Origin of the sequence: Microbispora catharanthi (assembly GCF_006334915.2) — a bacterium.
Lineage (GTDB): Bacteria > Actinomycetota > Actinomycetes > Streptosporangiales > Streptosporangiaceae > Microbispora > Microbispora catharanthi.
Map to the genome: position 1 here is coordinate 209,746 of NZ_VDMA02000010.1, position 15,444 is coordinate 225,189.

General features: G+C 72.5%; 12 protein-coding genes and 1 pseudogene. 12 read left to right on the forward strand and 1 reads right to left on the reverse strand.

Going from position 1 to position 15,444, the window contains the following annotated elements:
- The first annotated feature begins 275 nt into the window (after positions 1-275).
- The 3 genes from miaB to FH610_RS20630 all read left to right on the forward strand — a co-directional run bounded on the left by miaB (position 276) and on the right by FH610_RS20630 (position 3,759).
- The gene (miaB, locus tag FH610_RS20620; RefSeq protein WP_276607697.1) at positions 276-1,736 is read left to right on the forward strand and encodes a tRNA (N6-isopentenyl adenosine(37)-C2)-methylthiotransferase MiaB; all 1,461 of its coding nucleotides are present in this window, start codon (positions 276-278) and stop codon (positions 1,734-1,736) included.
- Positions 1,737-1,891: 155 nt separating this feature from the next.
- Positions 1,892-2,134 (forward strand): hypothetical protein, encoded by a 243-nt coding sequence (locus tag FH610_RS20625; RefSeq protein ID WP_161628039.1) that lies wholly within the window; start codon positions 1,892-1,894, stop codon positions 2,132-2,134.
- Between the two features lie 674 nt (positions 2,135-2,808).
- Complete coding sequence (locus FH610_RS20630) at positions 2,809-3,759, forward strand: ribonuclease Z (RefSeq protein WP_139576159.1); 951 nt, start codon at positions 2,809-2,811, stop codon at positions 3,757-3,759.
- Here FH610_RS20630 and FH610_RS20635 read toward each other — a convergent pair.
- Positions 3,732-4,436: a class III extradiol dioxygenase subunit B-like domain-containing protein gene (locus FH610_RS20635; protein ID WP_139576160.1), complete on the reverse strand. Its 705-nt coding sequence runs from the start codon at positions 4,434-4,436 to the stop codon at positions 3,732-3,734. The two genes, FH610_RS20630 and FH610_RS20635, sit on opposite strands and share 28 nt — an antisense overlap.
- A gap of 42 nt (positions 4,437-4,478) precedes the next feature.
- Here FH610_RS20635 and FH610_RS20640 point away from each other — a divergent pair, with 42 nt between their 5' ends.
- From FH610_RS20640 to FH610_RS20680, 9 genes and pseudogenes are all read left to right on the forward strand, one after another.
- Positions 4,479-5,012: a methylated-DNA--[protein]-cysteine S-methyltransferase gene (locus FH610_RS20640; RefSeq protein WP_139576161.1), complete on the forward strand. Its 534-nt coding sequence runs from the start codon at positions 4,479-4,481 to the stop codon at positions 5,010-5,012.
- A gap of 28 nt (positions 5,013-5,040) precedes the next feature.
- The gene (miaA, locus tag FH610_RS20645; protein WP_139576162.1) at positions 5,041-5,952 is read left to right on the forward strand and encodes a tRNA (adenosine(37)-N6)-dimethylallyltransferase MiaA; all 912 of its coding nucleotides are present in this window, start codon (positions 5,041-5,043) and stop codon (positions 5,950-5,952) included.
- Positions 5,953-5,961: 9 nt separating this feature from the next.
- On the forward strand, positions 5,962-6,774 hold the full coding sequence (gene dapF, locus FH610_RS20650; RefSeq protein ID WP_139576163.1) for a diaminopimelate epimerase: 813 nt from the start codon (positions 5,962-5,964) through the stop codon (positions 6,772-6,774).
- 72 nt (positions 6,775-6,846) lie between these two features.
- Positions 6,847-7,614 (forward strand): SCO6745 family protein, encoded by a 768-nt coding sequence (locus tag FH610_RS20655; RefSeq protein WP_139576164.1) that lies wholly within the window; start codon positions 6,847-6,849, stop codon positions 7,612-7,614.
- 66 nt (positions 7,615-7,680) lie between these two features.
- A complete protein-coding gene (locus FH610_RS20660; protein ID WP_139576165.1) occupies positions 7,681-9,957 on the forward strand; it encodes a tetratricopeptide repeat protein in 2,277 nt (758 codons plus the stop codon).
- A gap of 69 nt (positions 9,958-10,026) precedes the next feature.
- Complete coding sequence (locus FH610_RS20665; protein WP_240809082.1) at positions 10,027-10,788, forward strand: SDR family NAD(P)-dependent oxidoreductase; 762 nt, start codon at positions 10,027-10,029, stop codon at positions 10,786-10,788.
- Positions 10,789-11,114: 326 nt separating this feature from the next.
- Positions 11,115-12,137: pseudogene (locus tag FH610_RS20670) on the forward strand (quaternary amine ABC transporter ATP-binding protein); the annotation flags it as partial.
- A gap of 366 nt (positions 12,138-12,503) precedes the next feature.
- Positions 12,504-14,441: an ABC transporter permease gene (locus FH610_RS20675; protein WP_139576167.1), complete on the forward strand. Its 1,938-nt coding sequence runs from the start codon at positions 12,504-12,506 to the stop codon at positions 14,439-14,441.
- Positions 14,438-15,418 (forward strand): ABC transporter substrate-binding protein, encoded by a 981-nt coding sequence (locus tag FH610_RS20680; RefSeq protein WP_139576168.1) that lies wholly within the window; start codon positions 14,438-14,440, stop codon positions 15,416-15,418. The genes FH610_RS20675 and FH610_RS20680 overlap by 4 nt, the downstream gene beginning before the upstream one ends.
- Positions 15,419-15,444 lie beyond the last annotated feature (26 nt).

Genomic DNA, 15,444 nt, shown 5'->3' on the forward strand with positions numbered 1-15,444 from the left:
TTTCGCTTTTCACAAGCCTGGGTAATGGCAGATGCGAGCCCTGGTCATGACACGGATCCGCACCCGTGGTCCGGCCCGCTCTGGGAGGGCTCGGCATGCGGCGACAACGCCGCTGTCGTCGCCGCTTGTACGCGATCGAGTGCGCGACGTTCCGGTACGGGCGGGGGTGGGAAAGCGCCTACCCTTGTAGTGCGATGACTGCGACCACACAGACTGTGACGACACAGGGCGCCGAAGGCGCGACGACGACACAGGGCGCCGAGCGGACCTACGAGGTGCGGACCTACGGCTGCCAGATGAACGTGCACGACTCCGAGCGGCTGTCCGGGCTGCTGGAGGACGCGGGATACGTCCGCGCGGCCGAAGGGGACACGCCGGACGTCGTCGTGTTCAACACCTGCGCCGTACGCGAGAACGCCGACAACCGGCTCTACGGCAACCTGGGCCACCTGAGGCCGATCAAGATGGCCCGCAAGGGCATGCAGATCGCGGTCGGCGGGTGCCTGGCGCAGAAGGACCAGGGCGAGATCGTCCGCCGGGCCCCCTGGGTGGACGTGGTCTTCGGCACCCACAACATCGGGTCGCTGCCGGTGCTGCTGGAGCGGGCCCGGATCGCCGAAGAGGCCCAGGTCGAGATCAAGGAGTCCCTGGAGACCTTCCCCTCCACGCTGCCGAGCCGCCGCGAGTCGGCCTACGCGGCCTGGGTGGCGATCTCGGTCGGGTGCAACAACACGTGCACGTTCTGCATCGTGCCGTCCCTGCGCGGCAAGGAGAAGGACCGCCGTCCCGGCGACATCCTCAGCGAGGTGCGCACCCTGGTCGACCAGGGCGTCCTGGAGATCACCCTGCTGGGCCAGAACGTCAACACCTACGGCGTGGAGTTCGGCGACCGGCTGGCGTTCGGCAAGCTGCTGCGGGCCTGCGGGGACGTCGAGGGCCTGGAGCGGGTCCGCTTCACCTCGCCCCACCCGGCGGCCTTCACCGACGACGTCATCGCCGCCATGGCCGAGACGCCGAACGTGATGCACCAGCTGCACATGCCGCTGCAGTCCGGCTCCGACCGCATCCTCAAGGCCATGCGCCGGTCGTACCGGTCCGAGCGCTACCTCGGGATCATCGAGCGGGTCCGGGCCGCGATGCCGGACGCCGCGATCTCGACCGACATCATCGTGGGCTTCCCCGGCGAGACCGAGGAGGACTTCCAGCAGACCCTCGAGGTCGTGCGGCGGTCGCGCTTCGCCAACGCGTTCACGTTCCAGTACTCCATCCGTCCCGGCACCCCGGCCGCGACCATGGAGGACCAGGTGCCCAAGGCCGTCGTCCAGGAGCGGTACGAGCGCCTGGTCGCCCTCCAGGAGGAGATCTCCTGGGAGGAGAACAAGAAGCAGGTCGGGCGCACTCTGGAGGTGTTGGTCGCCGAGGGCGAGGGCCGCAAGGACGACGCCACCCACCGCCTGTCCGGCCGGGCCGCCGACAACCGCCTCGTCCACCTCGCCGCGTCCGATGTCGCCGCCGACGCCCGTCCGGGCGACATGGTCACGGTCGAGGTGACCTACGCCGCGCCGCACCACCTGGTGGCCGACAAGGTCCTGTCCGTGCGGCGGACCCGCGCGGGCGACGCGTGGGAGGCGCGGCAGGCCGCGCCGCAGCGGGGCAGCGCGGTCAGCCTGGGCATGCCCACCATCGGCCGTCCCGCTCCGCTGCCCGCGGAGCCGTCCGCCTGCTCGGCCGTCTGACGGGCCGAGTCCGGCGACGGCCGGGTCACCCGCCGAGGCGGCGCAGGACCTCATAGCAGTAGGCGCGCCGCAGGTCGTCGTCGAACCGCAGGCAGGGGTCCTGGATCCGGGTGCGTGTCACGCCGTCCGCGTCCTTGGCCGCTGTGTTCTCGGCGGTGTTCTCTGCCGCCGGGGCGCCGGTCGCGGAGTTCCGTACGGCCGGCTTCGAGGCGTCCGGCGGAGCGACGCGGGCGGGCCGGGGCCGGTGCGTCTCCCTCGTCCCGGCGCGACCTGCCGTGCCGGTCGAGTCGCTTCCGCCGCTCCGAGACGACGAGACGGGCGAGGGCGGCCGGGACCGGGAGGAGGGGCCCGCCGTCCGGTCAGGGCGCCCGGACGACCGCGACGCTCCGGTCTCGTGACCGGGCGGCAGCGCACCGCCTCGACGTGGCGGCCGCTCTCGCTCCGGCTGTTCTCTCCGCGATTGTCCGCTTTCTGCACTTTCCGGGTCGTCTCGCGTCGCCGTTTCCTCCGTCTCCTCCCGGTGCTCCGCCGCGCGTTCCGGTTCCGTTTCCTGCCGCTCGGATCCGGGTTTCCGCGGGGCGGTCGCCGGCGAGAAGAAGGGGCCGGCGCCGGGAAATCCCGGCGCCGGACGTGCCGGTGAGGCCGCAGTGCCCAGATCGGCGGCAACCGGCCGAGCGGCGGAGGGCGCCGGATCCCGCGCGGGCAGGACGGCCAGGACGACGCCGAGCCCGGCGATCGCGGTCACGCCGATCACGCCCGTCAGGGCGAGGACGGGATGGCCGTCGCGCCGGTGCCGTGGGGTGGGGGAGAAATCCGGCAAGGTCGTGTTCTTCCATGCGGCGGTCGGTTGTTTCCGATTTCTCAGTCTGCCCGCCGCGGGCGAATTCCAGCGGTGGTTCCGTCGATTTCCGGGAACTCCAAATACGCCACCCGGCCATTATTTAGAGAAATATCCCGAATGATGGTGAATATTGACTGAGCCACGCCATACCAGGTGAAAGGCCGCGCATGACGGTGCTTCCGTCGGAGCGCGGCAGGGCCCGATCGCCGGACACGTCTTAACATCGGCGATGTGTCCGTTCGTGAACTGGTCGTCCTCGGCACCTCGAGCGCGGTGCCCACCCGTCACCGCAACCACAACGGTTATCTGCTCCGCTGGGACGGCGAGGGGTTCCTGTTCGATCCGGGAGAGGGCACCCAGCGGCAGATGCTGCACGCAGGGGTGAGCGCGCACGACATCACCTGGATCTGCGTCACCCACTTCCACGGCGACCACTGCCTGGGAGTGCCCGGCGTGGTCCAGCGGATCGCCAGGGACAAGGTGAACCACGAGGTGCGGGCGGCCTACCCCGCGAGCGGCGAGACGTACTGGCGCAGGCTGCGCAACGCGTCGGCCTTCGCCGACACCGACGTGATCGCGCCCCGACCGGTCTCCGGCGAGGTGGTCCGGTGGCCCTCGGGACCCGTGACGCTGACCGCGCGGCCGCTGTCGCACCCCGTCCAGTCGTACGGCTATCGCGTGGACGAGCCGGGCGGGCGCCGCATGCTGCCCGGGGAACTGGCCAGGCGGGGCGTGCGCGGGCCGATGATCGGGGAGCTCCAGAGGCACGGCTCGCTGACGATGCCGGACGGCTCGACGGTCACGCTGGACGAGTGCAGCGCCCCCAAGCCGGGACAGAGCGCGGCCTTCGTGATGGACACCCGCGTGTGCGACGGGGCGTTCGCCCTGGCCGACGGCGTCGACCTGCTGGTGATCGAGTCGACGTTCCTGTCGGACGAGAGCGCGATGGCCGCGCAGTACGGGCACCTGACGGCGGCCCAGGCGGGTCAGATCGCGGCCGCCTGCGGGGTCCGGCGGCTGGTGCTCACGCACTTCTCCGAGCGGTACACGACGGCGGACGAGCCGCGCTTCGTGGACGAGGTGCGCAAGTCCTACGCGGGGGACGTCGTGACGGCCCGCGACCTCATGCGCGTCCCCGTGCCGAAGCGCGCGGACTACCAGGCCCAGCGGGCGGCGAAGTAGCCCACGCCGTAGGGCGCGTCGTCGTAGAGCAGCTCGGAGGCGGCCGGTGGGGGCGCCTCCTGCGCCGCGCCGCCGAGGACCTGGAAGGCCGCCCGGCCCGCCGCCCACAGTTCCCGCGCCTCGTCCGGGTCGAGGCCGAGCAGACGCCCGGCGTCGCCCGAGGCGAGCGCGCCGGCGAGCATCTCGTCGTACGGCACGGCGTCGGGATGGACGTAACCCGGTGCCTTCTCGGTGCGCCTGGCCGAGCCGTCGCCCATGACCAGCAGCGCCACCCGCCGCGCCGACTCCGCCAGACGGCGGCCGAGCGCGGCGCACTCGGCGGGCGGCGCGTCGAATCCGACCGCCTCGAACCGCAGCGCGGGCAGGCCGTCCCCGGACGCGTGCGCCCGCTCCAGCAGCCAGCGGCCGATCGTGAGCGACAGGGGCAGGACGAGATCCCCCGGGCCGACCCGGACGTCGGGGCCCCACGGGCGCAGCGTCCCCGCGGCGTCCTCGGGGAAGGACGCGGTGACCTCCGCGCCACCGGCCACGGCCAGCACGTCGGGGCGGGCGTCCAGGAGCGGGCCGACCGCCGCGGCGCAGGCCGCGCGCAGGTCGTCGAGCTCAGGCGCGGCGGCCCCGGCGACCTGTGGGACGAGCAGCGGAGGATGCGGGCAGACGGCAGCGGCGACCAGCACCCGATCACCCTACCCCGCCCGGCCACGCGCAGAATGGGACGTATGGACAGCAGCACGGTGGCGTTCGCGACCGTACCGACCAGGCTGGGTGACGTGCTCGCCGCCGTCACCGAGGACGGGGTCGCCGCGACGCATTTCCAGGACGGCCCCCCGCTCAGGGAGCGCATCGCCGATCGCCTCGGGATGGCCGTCGCCGACGACCCGGACCGTACGGCCGCCGCAGGGGAGGAGCTGGCGGCGTACTTCCGGGGCGAGCTGAAGGAGTTCCGCGTGCCGGTGGACTGGCGGCTCATGTCGCCGCTGCAGCGGCAGGTCCTCGGCACGTTGTTCGCCACCGTCCCGTACGGCGAGGTGGTGACGTACGGGGAGCTGGCGTCGCGGAGCGGCACGGGGGTCCCGGCGCGGGCCATCGGCTCGATCATGGGCGCCAATCCGATCCCGATCATCGTGCCGTGCCACCGGGTCGTCGCGAGCAACGGGCTCGGCGGCTTCAGCGGCGGCGAGGGAGTGGAGTCCAAGCGGTGGCTGCTCACCCTCGAAGGCCACCTGCCTCCCACCCTCGACTGGGACATCTGACCTCCTCGCCGCTGGGACACTGGAGGGTGTGGGGCAGCTACCTGTGATCGCCGTCGTGGGCGCGACCGCGGCGGGAAAGTCCGACCTGGCCGTCGAGCTCGCGCGCCGTCTGGGCGGCGAGGTGATCAACACCGACTCCATGCAGCTCTACGAGGGCATGGACATCGGCACGGCCAAGCTGACCCAGGAGGAGCGGCACGGCGTCCCCCACCATCTGCTGGACATCTGGCCGGTGACGCGGACCGCCAGCGTGGCCGAGTACCAACGCCTCGTCCGCCCCCTGATCGAGGACCTGCGCTCCCGCGACCGGGTGCCCGTGCTGGCGGGCGGCTCCGGGCTCTACGTGCGCGCCGCGATCGACGACCTGGAGTTCCCGGGGACCGACCCGGACGTGCGCGCCCGGCTGGAGAAGGAGCTCGCCGCGACCGGCCCGGCGCCCCTGTACGAGCGGCTCAAGGGCCTCGACCCGGTGGCCGCGGAGAACATCCTGCCGAGCAACGGCCGCAGGATCGTCCGCGCGCTGGAGGTCATCGAGCTGTCCGGGCGGCCGTTCTCGGCCACGATGCCGTCGTACGACGCGGTCTACGACAGCGTGCAGATCGGCGTCGAGGTGCCGCGGCCGGTCCTCGACGAGCGGATCGAGCGCCGGGTCGCCCTCATGTGGGAGGCCGGGCTGGTGGACGAGGTGCGCGCGCTCGCCGCGCGCGGCCTGGCCGAGGGCAGGACCGCCGGCCGGGCGCTCGGATACGCGCAGGTGCTGCGCTTCCTCTCCGGGGAGTGGTCCGAGGACCAGGCGCGGGAGGAGACGGTGCGGGCCACCCGCAGGTTCGCCCGGCGACAGGAGTCGTGGTTCCGCCGCGACCCCCGGGTGGTCTGGCTGCCGTTCGACGCGCCCGACCTGGCCGACCGCGCGATCGCCGTGATCACCGGCGCCTCCTAGACTGCTGCCATGCGGTTTGTGAAGGGCCACGGCACCGAGAACGATTTCGTCATCCTGCCGGACGCCGACGCCACGCTGGTTCTGTCCGCGGCGGACGTCGTCGCGCTCTGCGACCGGCGCGCGGGCATCGGCGCCGACGGGGTGCTGCGCGTCGTGCGCACCAAGCTCTGCCCCGAGGCGGCCGGGCAGGCCGGCGAGGCGGAGTGGTTCATGGACTACCGCAACGCGGACGGCGGCATTCCCGAGATGTGCGGCAACGGCGTCCGGGTCTTCGCCCGCTACCTGGTGGACGCGGGCCTCGCGGCGCCCGGCGAGTTCGCCGTCGCCACCCGCGGGGGCCTCAAGCGCGTACGGCTCGGGGTGACGGGCGACGTGACCGTGGACATGGGCAGGCCGCGGGTGCTGGGGAACAGCCGCGCGGTCGTCGACGGGCGCGAGTGCCGCGGCGTGAACGTGAACATGGGCAACCCCCACCTGGCGTGCGCCGTGGAGGAGTCGGTGGCCGGGTTCGACCTCGGCCGCGAGCCGGACTTCGACCGCGCGGACTACCCGGAGGGCGTCAACGTCGAGATCTTCAACGCCGTGGGCGACCACAAGGTGACCATGCGGGTGCACGAGCGGGGCTCGGGGGAGACGCGCTCGTGCGGCACCGGGGCGGTCGCGACGGCCGTCGCCGCCGCCCACGCCGCCGGGGAGACCACCGGCACCTGGGAGGTCCGGGTGCTCGGCGGCACGGTCACCGTCACGTTGGAGGAGGACACGAGCTACCTGTCGGGGCCGGCCGTCCTCGTCGCCTCGGGGGAGTGGCCCGCCGTCCTCTGATCGTTTCAGGCACTTGCAGAACCTTGTTCTGATGCGCCACCCTGGGTCTGGGGATTAGACCGAGGAGGGCGTATGGACCCGCGTGACGCGGTGGTGGAGACGAAGGCGGCCATCGGGGCCCTCGGCGGGGGCTTCATGATCTCCCGGGAGGTCAAGGCGCTGTGCGAGCGCCACGGCCTCGGCCCACGGGAGATGTACTTCCGGGGCAGGTGCGGCGTCCTCGGCGAGGTGGACGCCGACGTCGTGCTCGCGGCGGTCGTCTTCTTCCCGGCCGGGCACGTCCGCGAGTCGTGGGAGGGCGGGCGCAAGCTCCCGGCCGAGGAGGCCGCCGCGCTCTACGCCGGCGCCTGCCACGACTGGGGACGGCGCAGGCTCGCCGGGTTCGGGAACGCCGACCGGCTGGCGGAGCTGCTCGCCGCCGTCGCCGACGGCGCCGACCCGTTCTGCGCGCCGCTGTTCGCCGGATGGCGGGCCATGCCGCGGCCCGGCGGCGGGCCCGCCCTGGCGGCCCACCTGCTGCACGTCGTGCGGGAACTGCGCGGCGCCCGGCACGCGACGGCCGTGGTGGCGCACGGACTCGGCCCACTGGATGCCACCCTCGTGGGCGCGGACAACACCGGGACCCCGATCCCGTACGACCGCACCTCCGACGTCGCCCGCTTCCTCGCCTGGCCCGAGCCCTACGCGGAGCCGTCGGCGGAGGCGGCGGAGCGCAGGGCCGGGGCGGAGGAGCTGACCGACGACCTCGTCGCCCGCGCGTACGCGGCGCTCGGCCCGGCGGAGCTCGCCGAGCTCTGCGCCCTCCTCCGGGAAGCGACCCAGGCGACCCGGGCGCGCTGACGCGCCGGTGAGCCGAAGGCCGCGTTCGTTTGGGTCATGGTCGGCGACCTGGCAGACTGACTGCTCATGGACGTGGACATCTGGGCCTGGGTCGGTGGCACCCAGCGTGAACTGCACGAGGCGGGCAACACGGGGCTGGCCATGGCGCTGGGTGACGTGCCCGCGCAGGCGCTGGAGGGCCGTTTCACCCAGCTCGACGTCGTGGCGCCGGCGATCGCGCAGAACGCCGAGACGCTGGAGAAGCCGTGGCTGGAGTTCTTCGCGCGCTACTGGCACCTGCTCGGCCGGGTGGGCGACCGGGCGATCGGCGCGGCCGCGCTCGACGACGCCGTCGCGCTGGCGGACTTCGCCCAGCGTGACGACGTCCGCGACTGTCCCGCCGCCCCCGGCGCCGTGGAGGTCCTGGCGATGGCCCAGGCCAACACCGACGGCCCCGGCTACGCCGAGGCTCGGCTGGCCGCCCTCGGCGCGGCCCTCGACGGCGTCGGCCCGGACTCCCTCGCCTTCTCCGGGCTGGCCACGCAGTACGTCGCCGCCCTGATCGACGCGGGCCAGGCGGCCGAGGCCGTCGCGTACGCCGAGGCGGCGGTCGAGCGCCTGCGCGGCGAGGGACGCGAGGCGAGCTGGGAGCTGGGCGCCGCCTCCGCGCGGGCGCTGCTCGCCGCCGGACGCCCGGACGACGCCCTGGCCGCGCTCGACGCCTCGACCGGTTTCAAGCCGGACGACCCGGTTGCGAAGGGCCGCCGCGAGACCCTGCTCAGGTCGCAGGTGCTGGCCACTCTCGGCCGTGTGCAGGAGGCCGTGGACGCGCTGCCCGACCTCGACGTGGTGGGCGACCACGCGCGCGAATGGGTGGAGTGGGCGCGCACCGTCCGGATGCTCACCGAAGGCATCGCCAACACCTGGCAGCTCGGCCGCATCCTGCGGCAGTGGATCGCCTACTTCGAGAGCGTGGGCGGCCACCGCGCCAGGTTCGAGCTGGCGCTGACGGCCGGGCACCTGGCGGTCGCCCGGCAGGGCCTGTGGCAGGCCCGCCTGCTGGCCGACTACGCCGAGGCCGCGATCGCCGACCTCCGCCTCACCGAGGGACTCGCCGAGCGGGTGGCCGAGCTGCGCGCCGCGGCCGACGCCGCCAAGGAGCTTCCGCCGCCCGGCCCCCGCGACGAGCTGGTGGCCTACTTCGACGCCGCCGACGGCCGCACGGCCGACCCCGAGCGGTGGGTGGGCTGGCTGTGGCCGCTGTCCGGCACCGACCTCGAGGCGACCCGGCGGCACACCACGACGCTCGGGTTCCTCGGTTACGCCCCGGTGGGCGCCGACGTCTACTGGAAGACGATCGTCGAGGACGGCGACCCGGCCGCCGCCGGCGACGAGGACATCTCCTACCTCACCGGCCTGCTCATCGAGGCCGGGCAGGACGAGCGGGTGGAGACCCTGGCGGCCCGGCTGCCGGAGACCCGTTCGCACCTCGCGCTCGCCCGGCTCCACCGCGCGCGCGAGCGCTGGGAGCAGACGGCGGCCGAGGCCGAGCAGGCGGTCGCCCACGAGGGCGGGCTGGAGGCGCGCCGCCTGTGGTCGGGCGCCGTCCAGCAGCTCGGCGACAACGTCAAGGCGGCCGAGATCCTCAAGCCGCTGCTCGACTCCGGCGAGGGCGAGGAGGAGGACGTCTGGCGGATCATCGTCCTGTCCACCGCCGTGGAGGACTGGGCGACCGTCCGCGCCGCGGGCGCCAAGCTCGGCATGCCGATCGAGCCGGGCGAGGGCCCGATCGAGGAGGAGTGGCACCTGGTCCGGGTGATCCTCCCCGCCCCCGACGGCAGCCAGCGGGAGGTGCTCGCCGTACGGACCGGCCCGGCCACCGCGCGCCTGGCGATCCCGCAGCCGCGCGGCATGGAATACAACGCGGGCGACGTCGTCGTGATCGACCCCCGGCCGCTTGAGCCGATTCCCGAGAACGAGCAGGAGCGGGAGAGCTTCGTCATCCCGTTCGCCGGGGTGACGATGCTGCGCCCGGGCGGCTACACGAGCTGGTTCTTCGACGGCGCGGCGCCGTCGGAGGACGAGTGGGCCGAGTTCAACGAGGTCCTCGCCGAGCGCGGCTGGCCGATGTGGGTCTACAGCGACGAGAACTACCGCGTCACCCACCCGGCCACCGGCGAGCAGCTTCCCGGCGTGTTCGGCTGGATCGCGATCCCGCCCGCCGTGCGGCCAGCGGAGCTGGACGCCGTTCTCGACGACGTCACCGAGCAGTGGTCGCACCCGCTGGCGTGGCTCGACCTCGCCCGTGAGGTCGGCATCGAGGCCGAGCGGCACGAGCGGATCTCCAAGGAGTACGGCCTCTGATCCGCCCGCCCGCCACCCTTTAAAAACCTTGCTCTAGAGTCGGGTTCGATTCTTGAGCGAGGAGGCGGCGTGATCCTGGACCGGTTCCGTCTCGACGGCAAGGTGGCCATCGTGACGGGGGCCTCGTCGGGGCTCGGCGTCGCCTTCGCCAGGGGCCTGGCGGAGGCGGGCGCCGACGTGGCGATCGGGGCCCGCCGTCCCGAAGGGCTGGAGCGGACCCGGCGGCTGGTCGAGGAGACCGGCCGCCGCTGCCTGGCGGTCCCGACCGACGTGTCGGTCCCCGAGGAGTGTCAGGCCCTCGTCGACGCGGCCATGGGCGAGTTCGGCCGCGTCGACGTGCTGATCAACAACGCGGGCGTCGGCACGGCCGTGCCCGCCCTGCGGGAGGCGCCCGGCGAGTTCCGCCGCGTGCTCGACGTCAACCTGAACGGCACCTACTGGATGGCCCAGGCGTGCGCCCGGGTCATGCGGCCGGGATCGTCGATCGTCAACATCGGCAGCGTGCTCGGCGAGACCACGGCCGGGCTGCCGCAGGCGGCCTACAGCGCGTCGAAGGCCGCCGTCGTCGGCCTGACCCGCGACCTCGCCCAGCAGTGGACCTCGCGCCGGGGCATCCGGGTCAACTGCCTGGAGCCGGGTTTCTTCGACTCGGAGATGACCGCGCAGTATCCCGACGGCTACCTCGACCGCATGCGGGAGCAGCGGGTCCTGATGAAGCGCTCGGGTGACCCGGAGGAACTCGTCGCCGCCGCCGTCTTCCTCGCCTCCGACGCCGGCTCGTACGTCACCGGAGCGGTGCTCCCGGTCGACGGAGGCATTCTCGCCACCTGAGCCCGGCCCGGGTGCCACCTCGCCGGGGCGGGCCCTCACGCCGTGCCGCCGCGCCCTCACTGCCCGGTAAGGCCCGTGGGGCAAAAGATCACCGGACGATCACGATATGGAGATTAGGTGGCATTTTTCACCATATGAGGGCAGCAGGGCCCTAGCCTCAGACCTGTTGTCAAAACAGGATCCGTGTTGCGCGTAGCGCAACGCCTGTGCGTGTGCCCTGAGGAGTCGTTGGCCCCCCGCTCTTCATTCACGGCGTGCGAGCGGCAGCCCTCGCGCCGTGCTTTGGCGTTTCCGGGCGTCCACGCCGCCTCGCGGGCGAGCGCCAAGTGAGGGGAATCAGAGTGGGCACAGCCGCGATCGAGGTTCGCGGGCTCTGGAAGATCTTCGGTCCCAAGGCCGACCGGATCATCGGCAGCCCCGACGCCGAGCTTGAGCCCGCGCGACTGCGGGCGAAGACGGGGTGCACCGCCGCCGTCAGGGACGTCAGCTTCGAGGTACGCCCCGGCGAGGTCTTCGTCGTCATGGGCCTGTCGGGCAGCGGCAAGTCGACGCTCGTGCGCTGTCTCACCCGGCTGATCGAGCCGACGGCGGGCGAGCTGCGCATCGACGGCCAGGACGTGCGCGCCATGTCGGCCAGGCAGCTGCGGGAGCTTCGCCGTCACCGGGTGAGCATGGTCTTCCAGCACTTCGGGCTGCTGCCGCACCGGAAGGTCGTGGACAACGTCGGCTACGGCCTGGAGATCCAGGGCGTCGGAAAGACCGAGCGGCACGAGAAGGCCCGGCGCATCCTGTCGCTGGTCGGGCTGGAGGGCCACGAGGACTCCTATCCCGAGCAGCTGTCGGGCGGCATGCAGCAGCGGGTGGGGCTGGCCCGGGCGCTCGCCGTCGACCCCGAGGTGCTGCTGTTCGACGAGCCGTTCAGCGCGCTCGACCCGCTGATCCGCCGCGACATGCAGGCCGAGGTCATCCGGCTGCACCGCGAGGTCGGCAAGACCATGGTCTTCATCACCCACGACCTGTCCGAGGCGCTCAAGCTCGGCGAGCGCATCGCGATCATGCGGGACGGCGCGATCGTGCAGGTGGGCACCCCCGAGGAACTGGTCGGGGCGCCCGCCGACGACTACGTGGCCGACTTCGTGCGGGACGTTCCGAGGGCGCAGGTGCTGTCGCTGCGCTGGATCTCCCGCGCCCCCGAGCCTGACGAGCCGCTCGACGGTCCCGAACTTCCCGCCGACACCGTGATCCACGACGCGGTCCCGGCCGCGATGGCGTCCGCCCGGCCCATCCGTGTCGTCGCCGACGGCGAACTGGTCGGCGTGGTGAGTCGTGTCGACCTCCTCGGCGCGGTGCGGCCCGAGACCCAATCCGTGGTCGTCTCCGCCCCCGCCGAAAAGCCCGCCGACGAGTCCGACGAGTCTGATGAGTCTGACGAGTCCGCCGAGAAAGCTGCCGAGGAGCCGACCGAGGAAGCCGCCGGCTCGGAGGAGTCCGGAGGCGACGAGCCCGTCGCTCCCGGCGGGGCAGGCGAGGACGCCCCCGCCGTCGAGGCCGTTCAGGAGAAGCCGTCCGGTGAGGACGTTCACCAGGAGCCGCCCGGCGAGGACGTCCAGGAGGAGCAGCCGGCGCGGGACGAGGGCGACACCTCCGCGCCCGCCAAGGCGAGGACTCGTGGGGGCGCGGCGGTCGCCTCCGCCAGCGCGCCCGGGGAGGCGTAGATGGTGAGCGCGCCTGTTCAGGTGGCGCCGCCCGTGCAGGCCCCGGCGCGGGTCAGGCGCCTGCCGCGGTGGGTCGCGCCGGTCGCCGCGGTCGTCGCCGTGGTGGCCCTCTACGTGGCCTTCCGCGGCAAGGCCACGCTGCCGCACGACGACGACGCCGGCCTGTTCCACTGGCTCAACGACGCCCGCGACTGGGTCGACGCCAACCGCAACAGCAGCCCGATCTTCCTGTACGTCGTCAACTACCTCCGCCTGGGTGCGGCGGAGGTCTTCGCGCTGATCCAGGGTGCCCTGGTGGCGCTGGGGTGGCCCGGGCTCGTCGGCCTGGCCGCCGGCCTCGGCTGGCTCGCGGGCGGCTGGCGGATCGCGCTCGTCTCGCTCACGGGCTTCGCCGGCCTCGGCGTGCTCGGGTTCTGGGAGGCGAGCGTCGAGACGCTCGCGCTGACGCTGTCCGCGGTGGTGCTGTCGCTGCTGTTCGGCATCCCGCTGGGGATCTGGGCCGGCCGCTCGCCCCGCGTCCGCCGGATCGTGATGCCGGTGCTCGACGTCATGCAGATCATGCCGACGTTCTCGTACCTGTCGCCGATGGTGCTGCTGTTCCTCATCGGGTCGGCGTCGTCGACGATCGCGACGATGATCTACGCGATGCCGCCGGCGATCAGGATCACCGCGCTGGCCATCGAGCGGGTCTCCGGCGTGACGGTGGAGGCGTCGGAGTCGCTGGGCGCCACCCGCTGGCAGACGCTGCGCAAGGTCCGCCTGCCGCTGGCGCTCAACACGATCATGCTGGGCGTCAACCAGACGATCGCTGCGGCTCTGTCGATGGTGCCGTTGACGGCGTTGATCGCGGCGCCGGGTCTTGGCGAGGACCTGCTCCGCGCGCTCGCCCGGGTCAACGTGGGCGCCGCGCTGGTGCCCGGCGTCGCGATCGTGCTGATCGCCATCGTGCTCGACCGCATGACGCGGGCGGCGGCGCAGCGGCGCGAGGGCGGGAGCCGGGCGAGGATCGTCCGCTGGGGTGGTTTCGCCGTCCTCACGGCCGCAGGGCTCGCCCTGACCCCCGTGCTGGCGCAGGAGTTCCCCGAGCAGTGGCAGGTGCAGATCGTCCGGCCGATCAACGACGTGGCCGACTGGATCGAGGCGCACTGGTACACCTTCACCGGCTTCCTCAACGACACCGTCGCGTACGGCCTGCTCAACCCGCTGCAGGACGTGCTGACCAGCGCTCCCTGGTGGCTGGTCACGGCGGCGGTGCTGGCGTTCGCCTGGCGGGTGAGCGGCGTGGGCCCCGCCCTGGTCGCCGCCGCCTGCCTCCTGGGCGTCGCCGCGCTCGGCCTGTGGGAGCACGGCATGGAGACGCTGACGATGGTTCTGGTCGGCTCGTTGATCACGATCGCGGTCGGGCTCGTGCTCGGCGCGGCGGCGGCGCGGGTGCGGTGGTTCGCCGCCGTGCTGCGGCCGCTCCTCGACGCCGCGCAGACGATGCCGTCGTTCTCCTACCTGCTGCCCGCCGTCGCGCTGTTCGGCAACGGCCGCTTCACCGCGATCGTGGCCGCGTTCATCTACGCGGTGCCGGTGGTCGCGCGCCTGGTCGAGGACGGCCTGCGGGCGGTCCCCGCGACCGTCATGGAGGCGGCGAAGTCCGCCGGTTCCACCGACCGGCAGCTGCTGTGGAAGGTCCAGCTTCCGATGGCCCGCGGCTCGCTGCTCCTGGCGGCGAACCAGGGCATCGTCATGACGCTGGCGATGGTGGTGATCGGCGCGCTGGTCGGTGCGGGGGCCCTCGGATACGACGTCGTGGCCGGGTTCGCGCAGCAGGAGGACTACGGCAAGGGCCTCGCGGCCGGCGTCGCCCTGGTCCTCCTCGGAATCATGCTCGACCGGATCACGCAAGGCGCCAACGGGCGCCGCTCTCCCCACAAGAAGAGGAACGCATGAAGAAGTTACGCCTAATCGCAGGGGTTCTCGTTCTCGGCCTCAGTGCGGCCGCCTGCGGAGGCGCCAAGGTCGAGGACAACTCCGCGGCCGCGCCGAGCGCGAGCGCCGCGGGCTCCGCGGGCGCGTCCGCGGCGGGCACGGTCAAGATGGCCATCAACGGCTGGGTCGGCTACGAGGCCAGCGCCGCCGTGGTGTCCTACCTGCTGGAGCACGAGCTCGGCTACAAGGTCGAGAAGGTGACGCTCGCCGAGGAGCCGTCCTGGCAGGGCATGGAGTCGGGCGACGTCGACGTCATCATCGAGAACTGGGGCCACCCGGACCTCAAGAAGAAGTACATCGAGGAGAAGAACGTCGCCGTCGAGGCGGGCAGCACCGGCAACAAGGGCGTCATCGGCTGGTACGTGCCCGAGTGGATGGCGCAGAAGTACCCCGACATCACCGACTACAAGAACCTGAACAAGTACGCCGACCTGTTCAAGACCTCCGAGTCGGACGGCAAGGGCCAGATGCTGGACGGCGACCCGTCCTTCGTCACCAACGACGAGGCGCTGGTCAAGAACCTGAAGCTCGACTACAAGGTGGTCTACGCGGGCAGCGAGGCCGCGCTGATCAAGGCCGCCAAGCAGGCGACCGAGCAGAAGAAGCCGCTGCTCATGTACTTCTACGAGCCGCAGTGGCTGTTCAACCAGGTCAAGCTGGTGAAGGTCAACCTCCCCGCGTACACGGAGGGCTGCGACAGCGACCCCAAGAAGGTCGACTGCGACTACCCGCCGTACGACCTCGACAAGATCGTGAGCAAGAAGTTCGCCGACACCGGCGGCAAGGCGTACGAGCTGGTCAAGGCCTTCCAGTGGACGAACGACGACCAGAACGCGGTCGCCGACGACATCACCAACAACGGCATGTCGGCCGAGGACGCGGCCAAGAAGTGGGTGGAGGCCAACACCGCCAAGTGGCAGGCCTGGATGCCCAAGTGATCCGGGTCGTGTCCCCCGTGCGCACG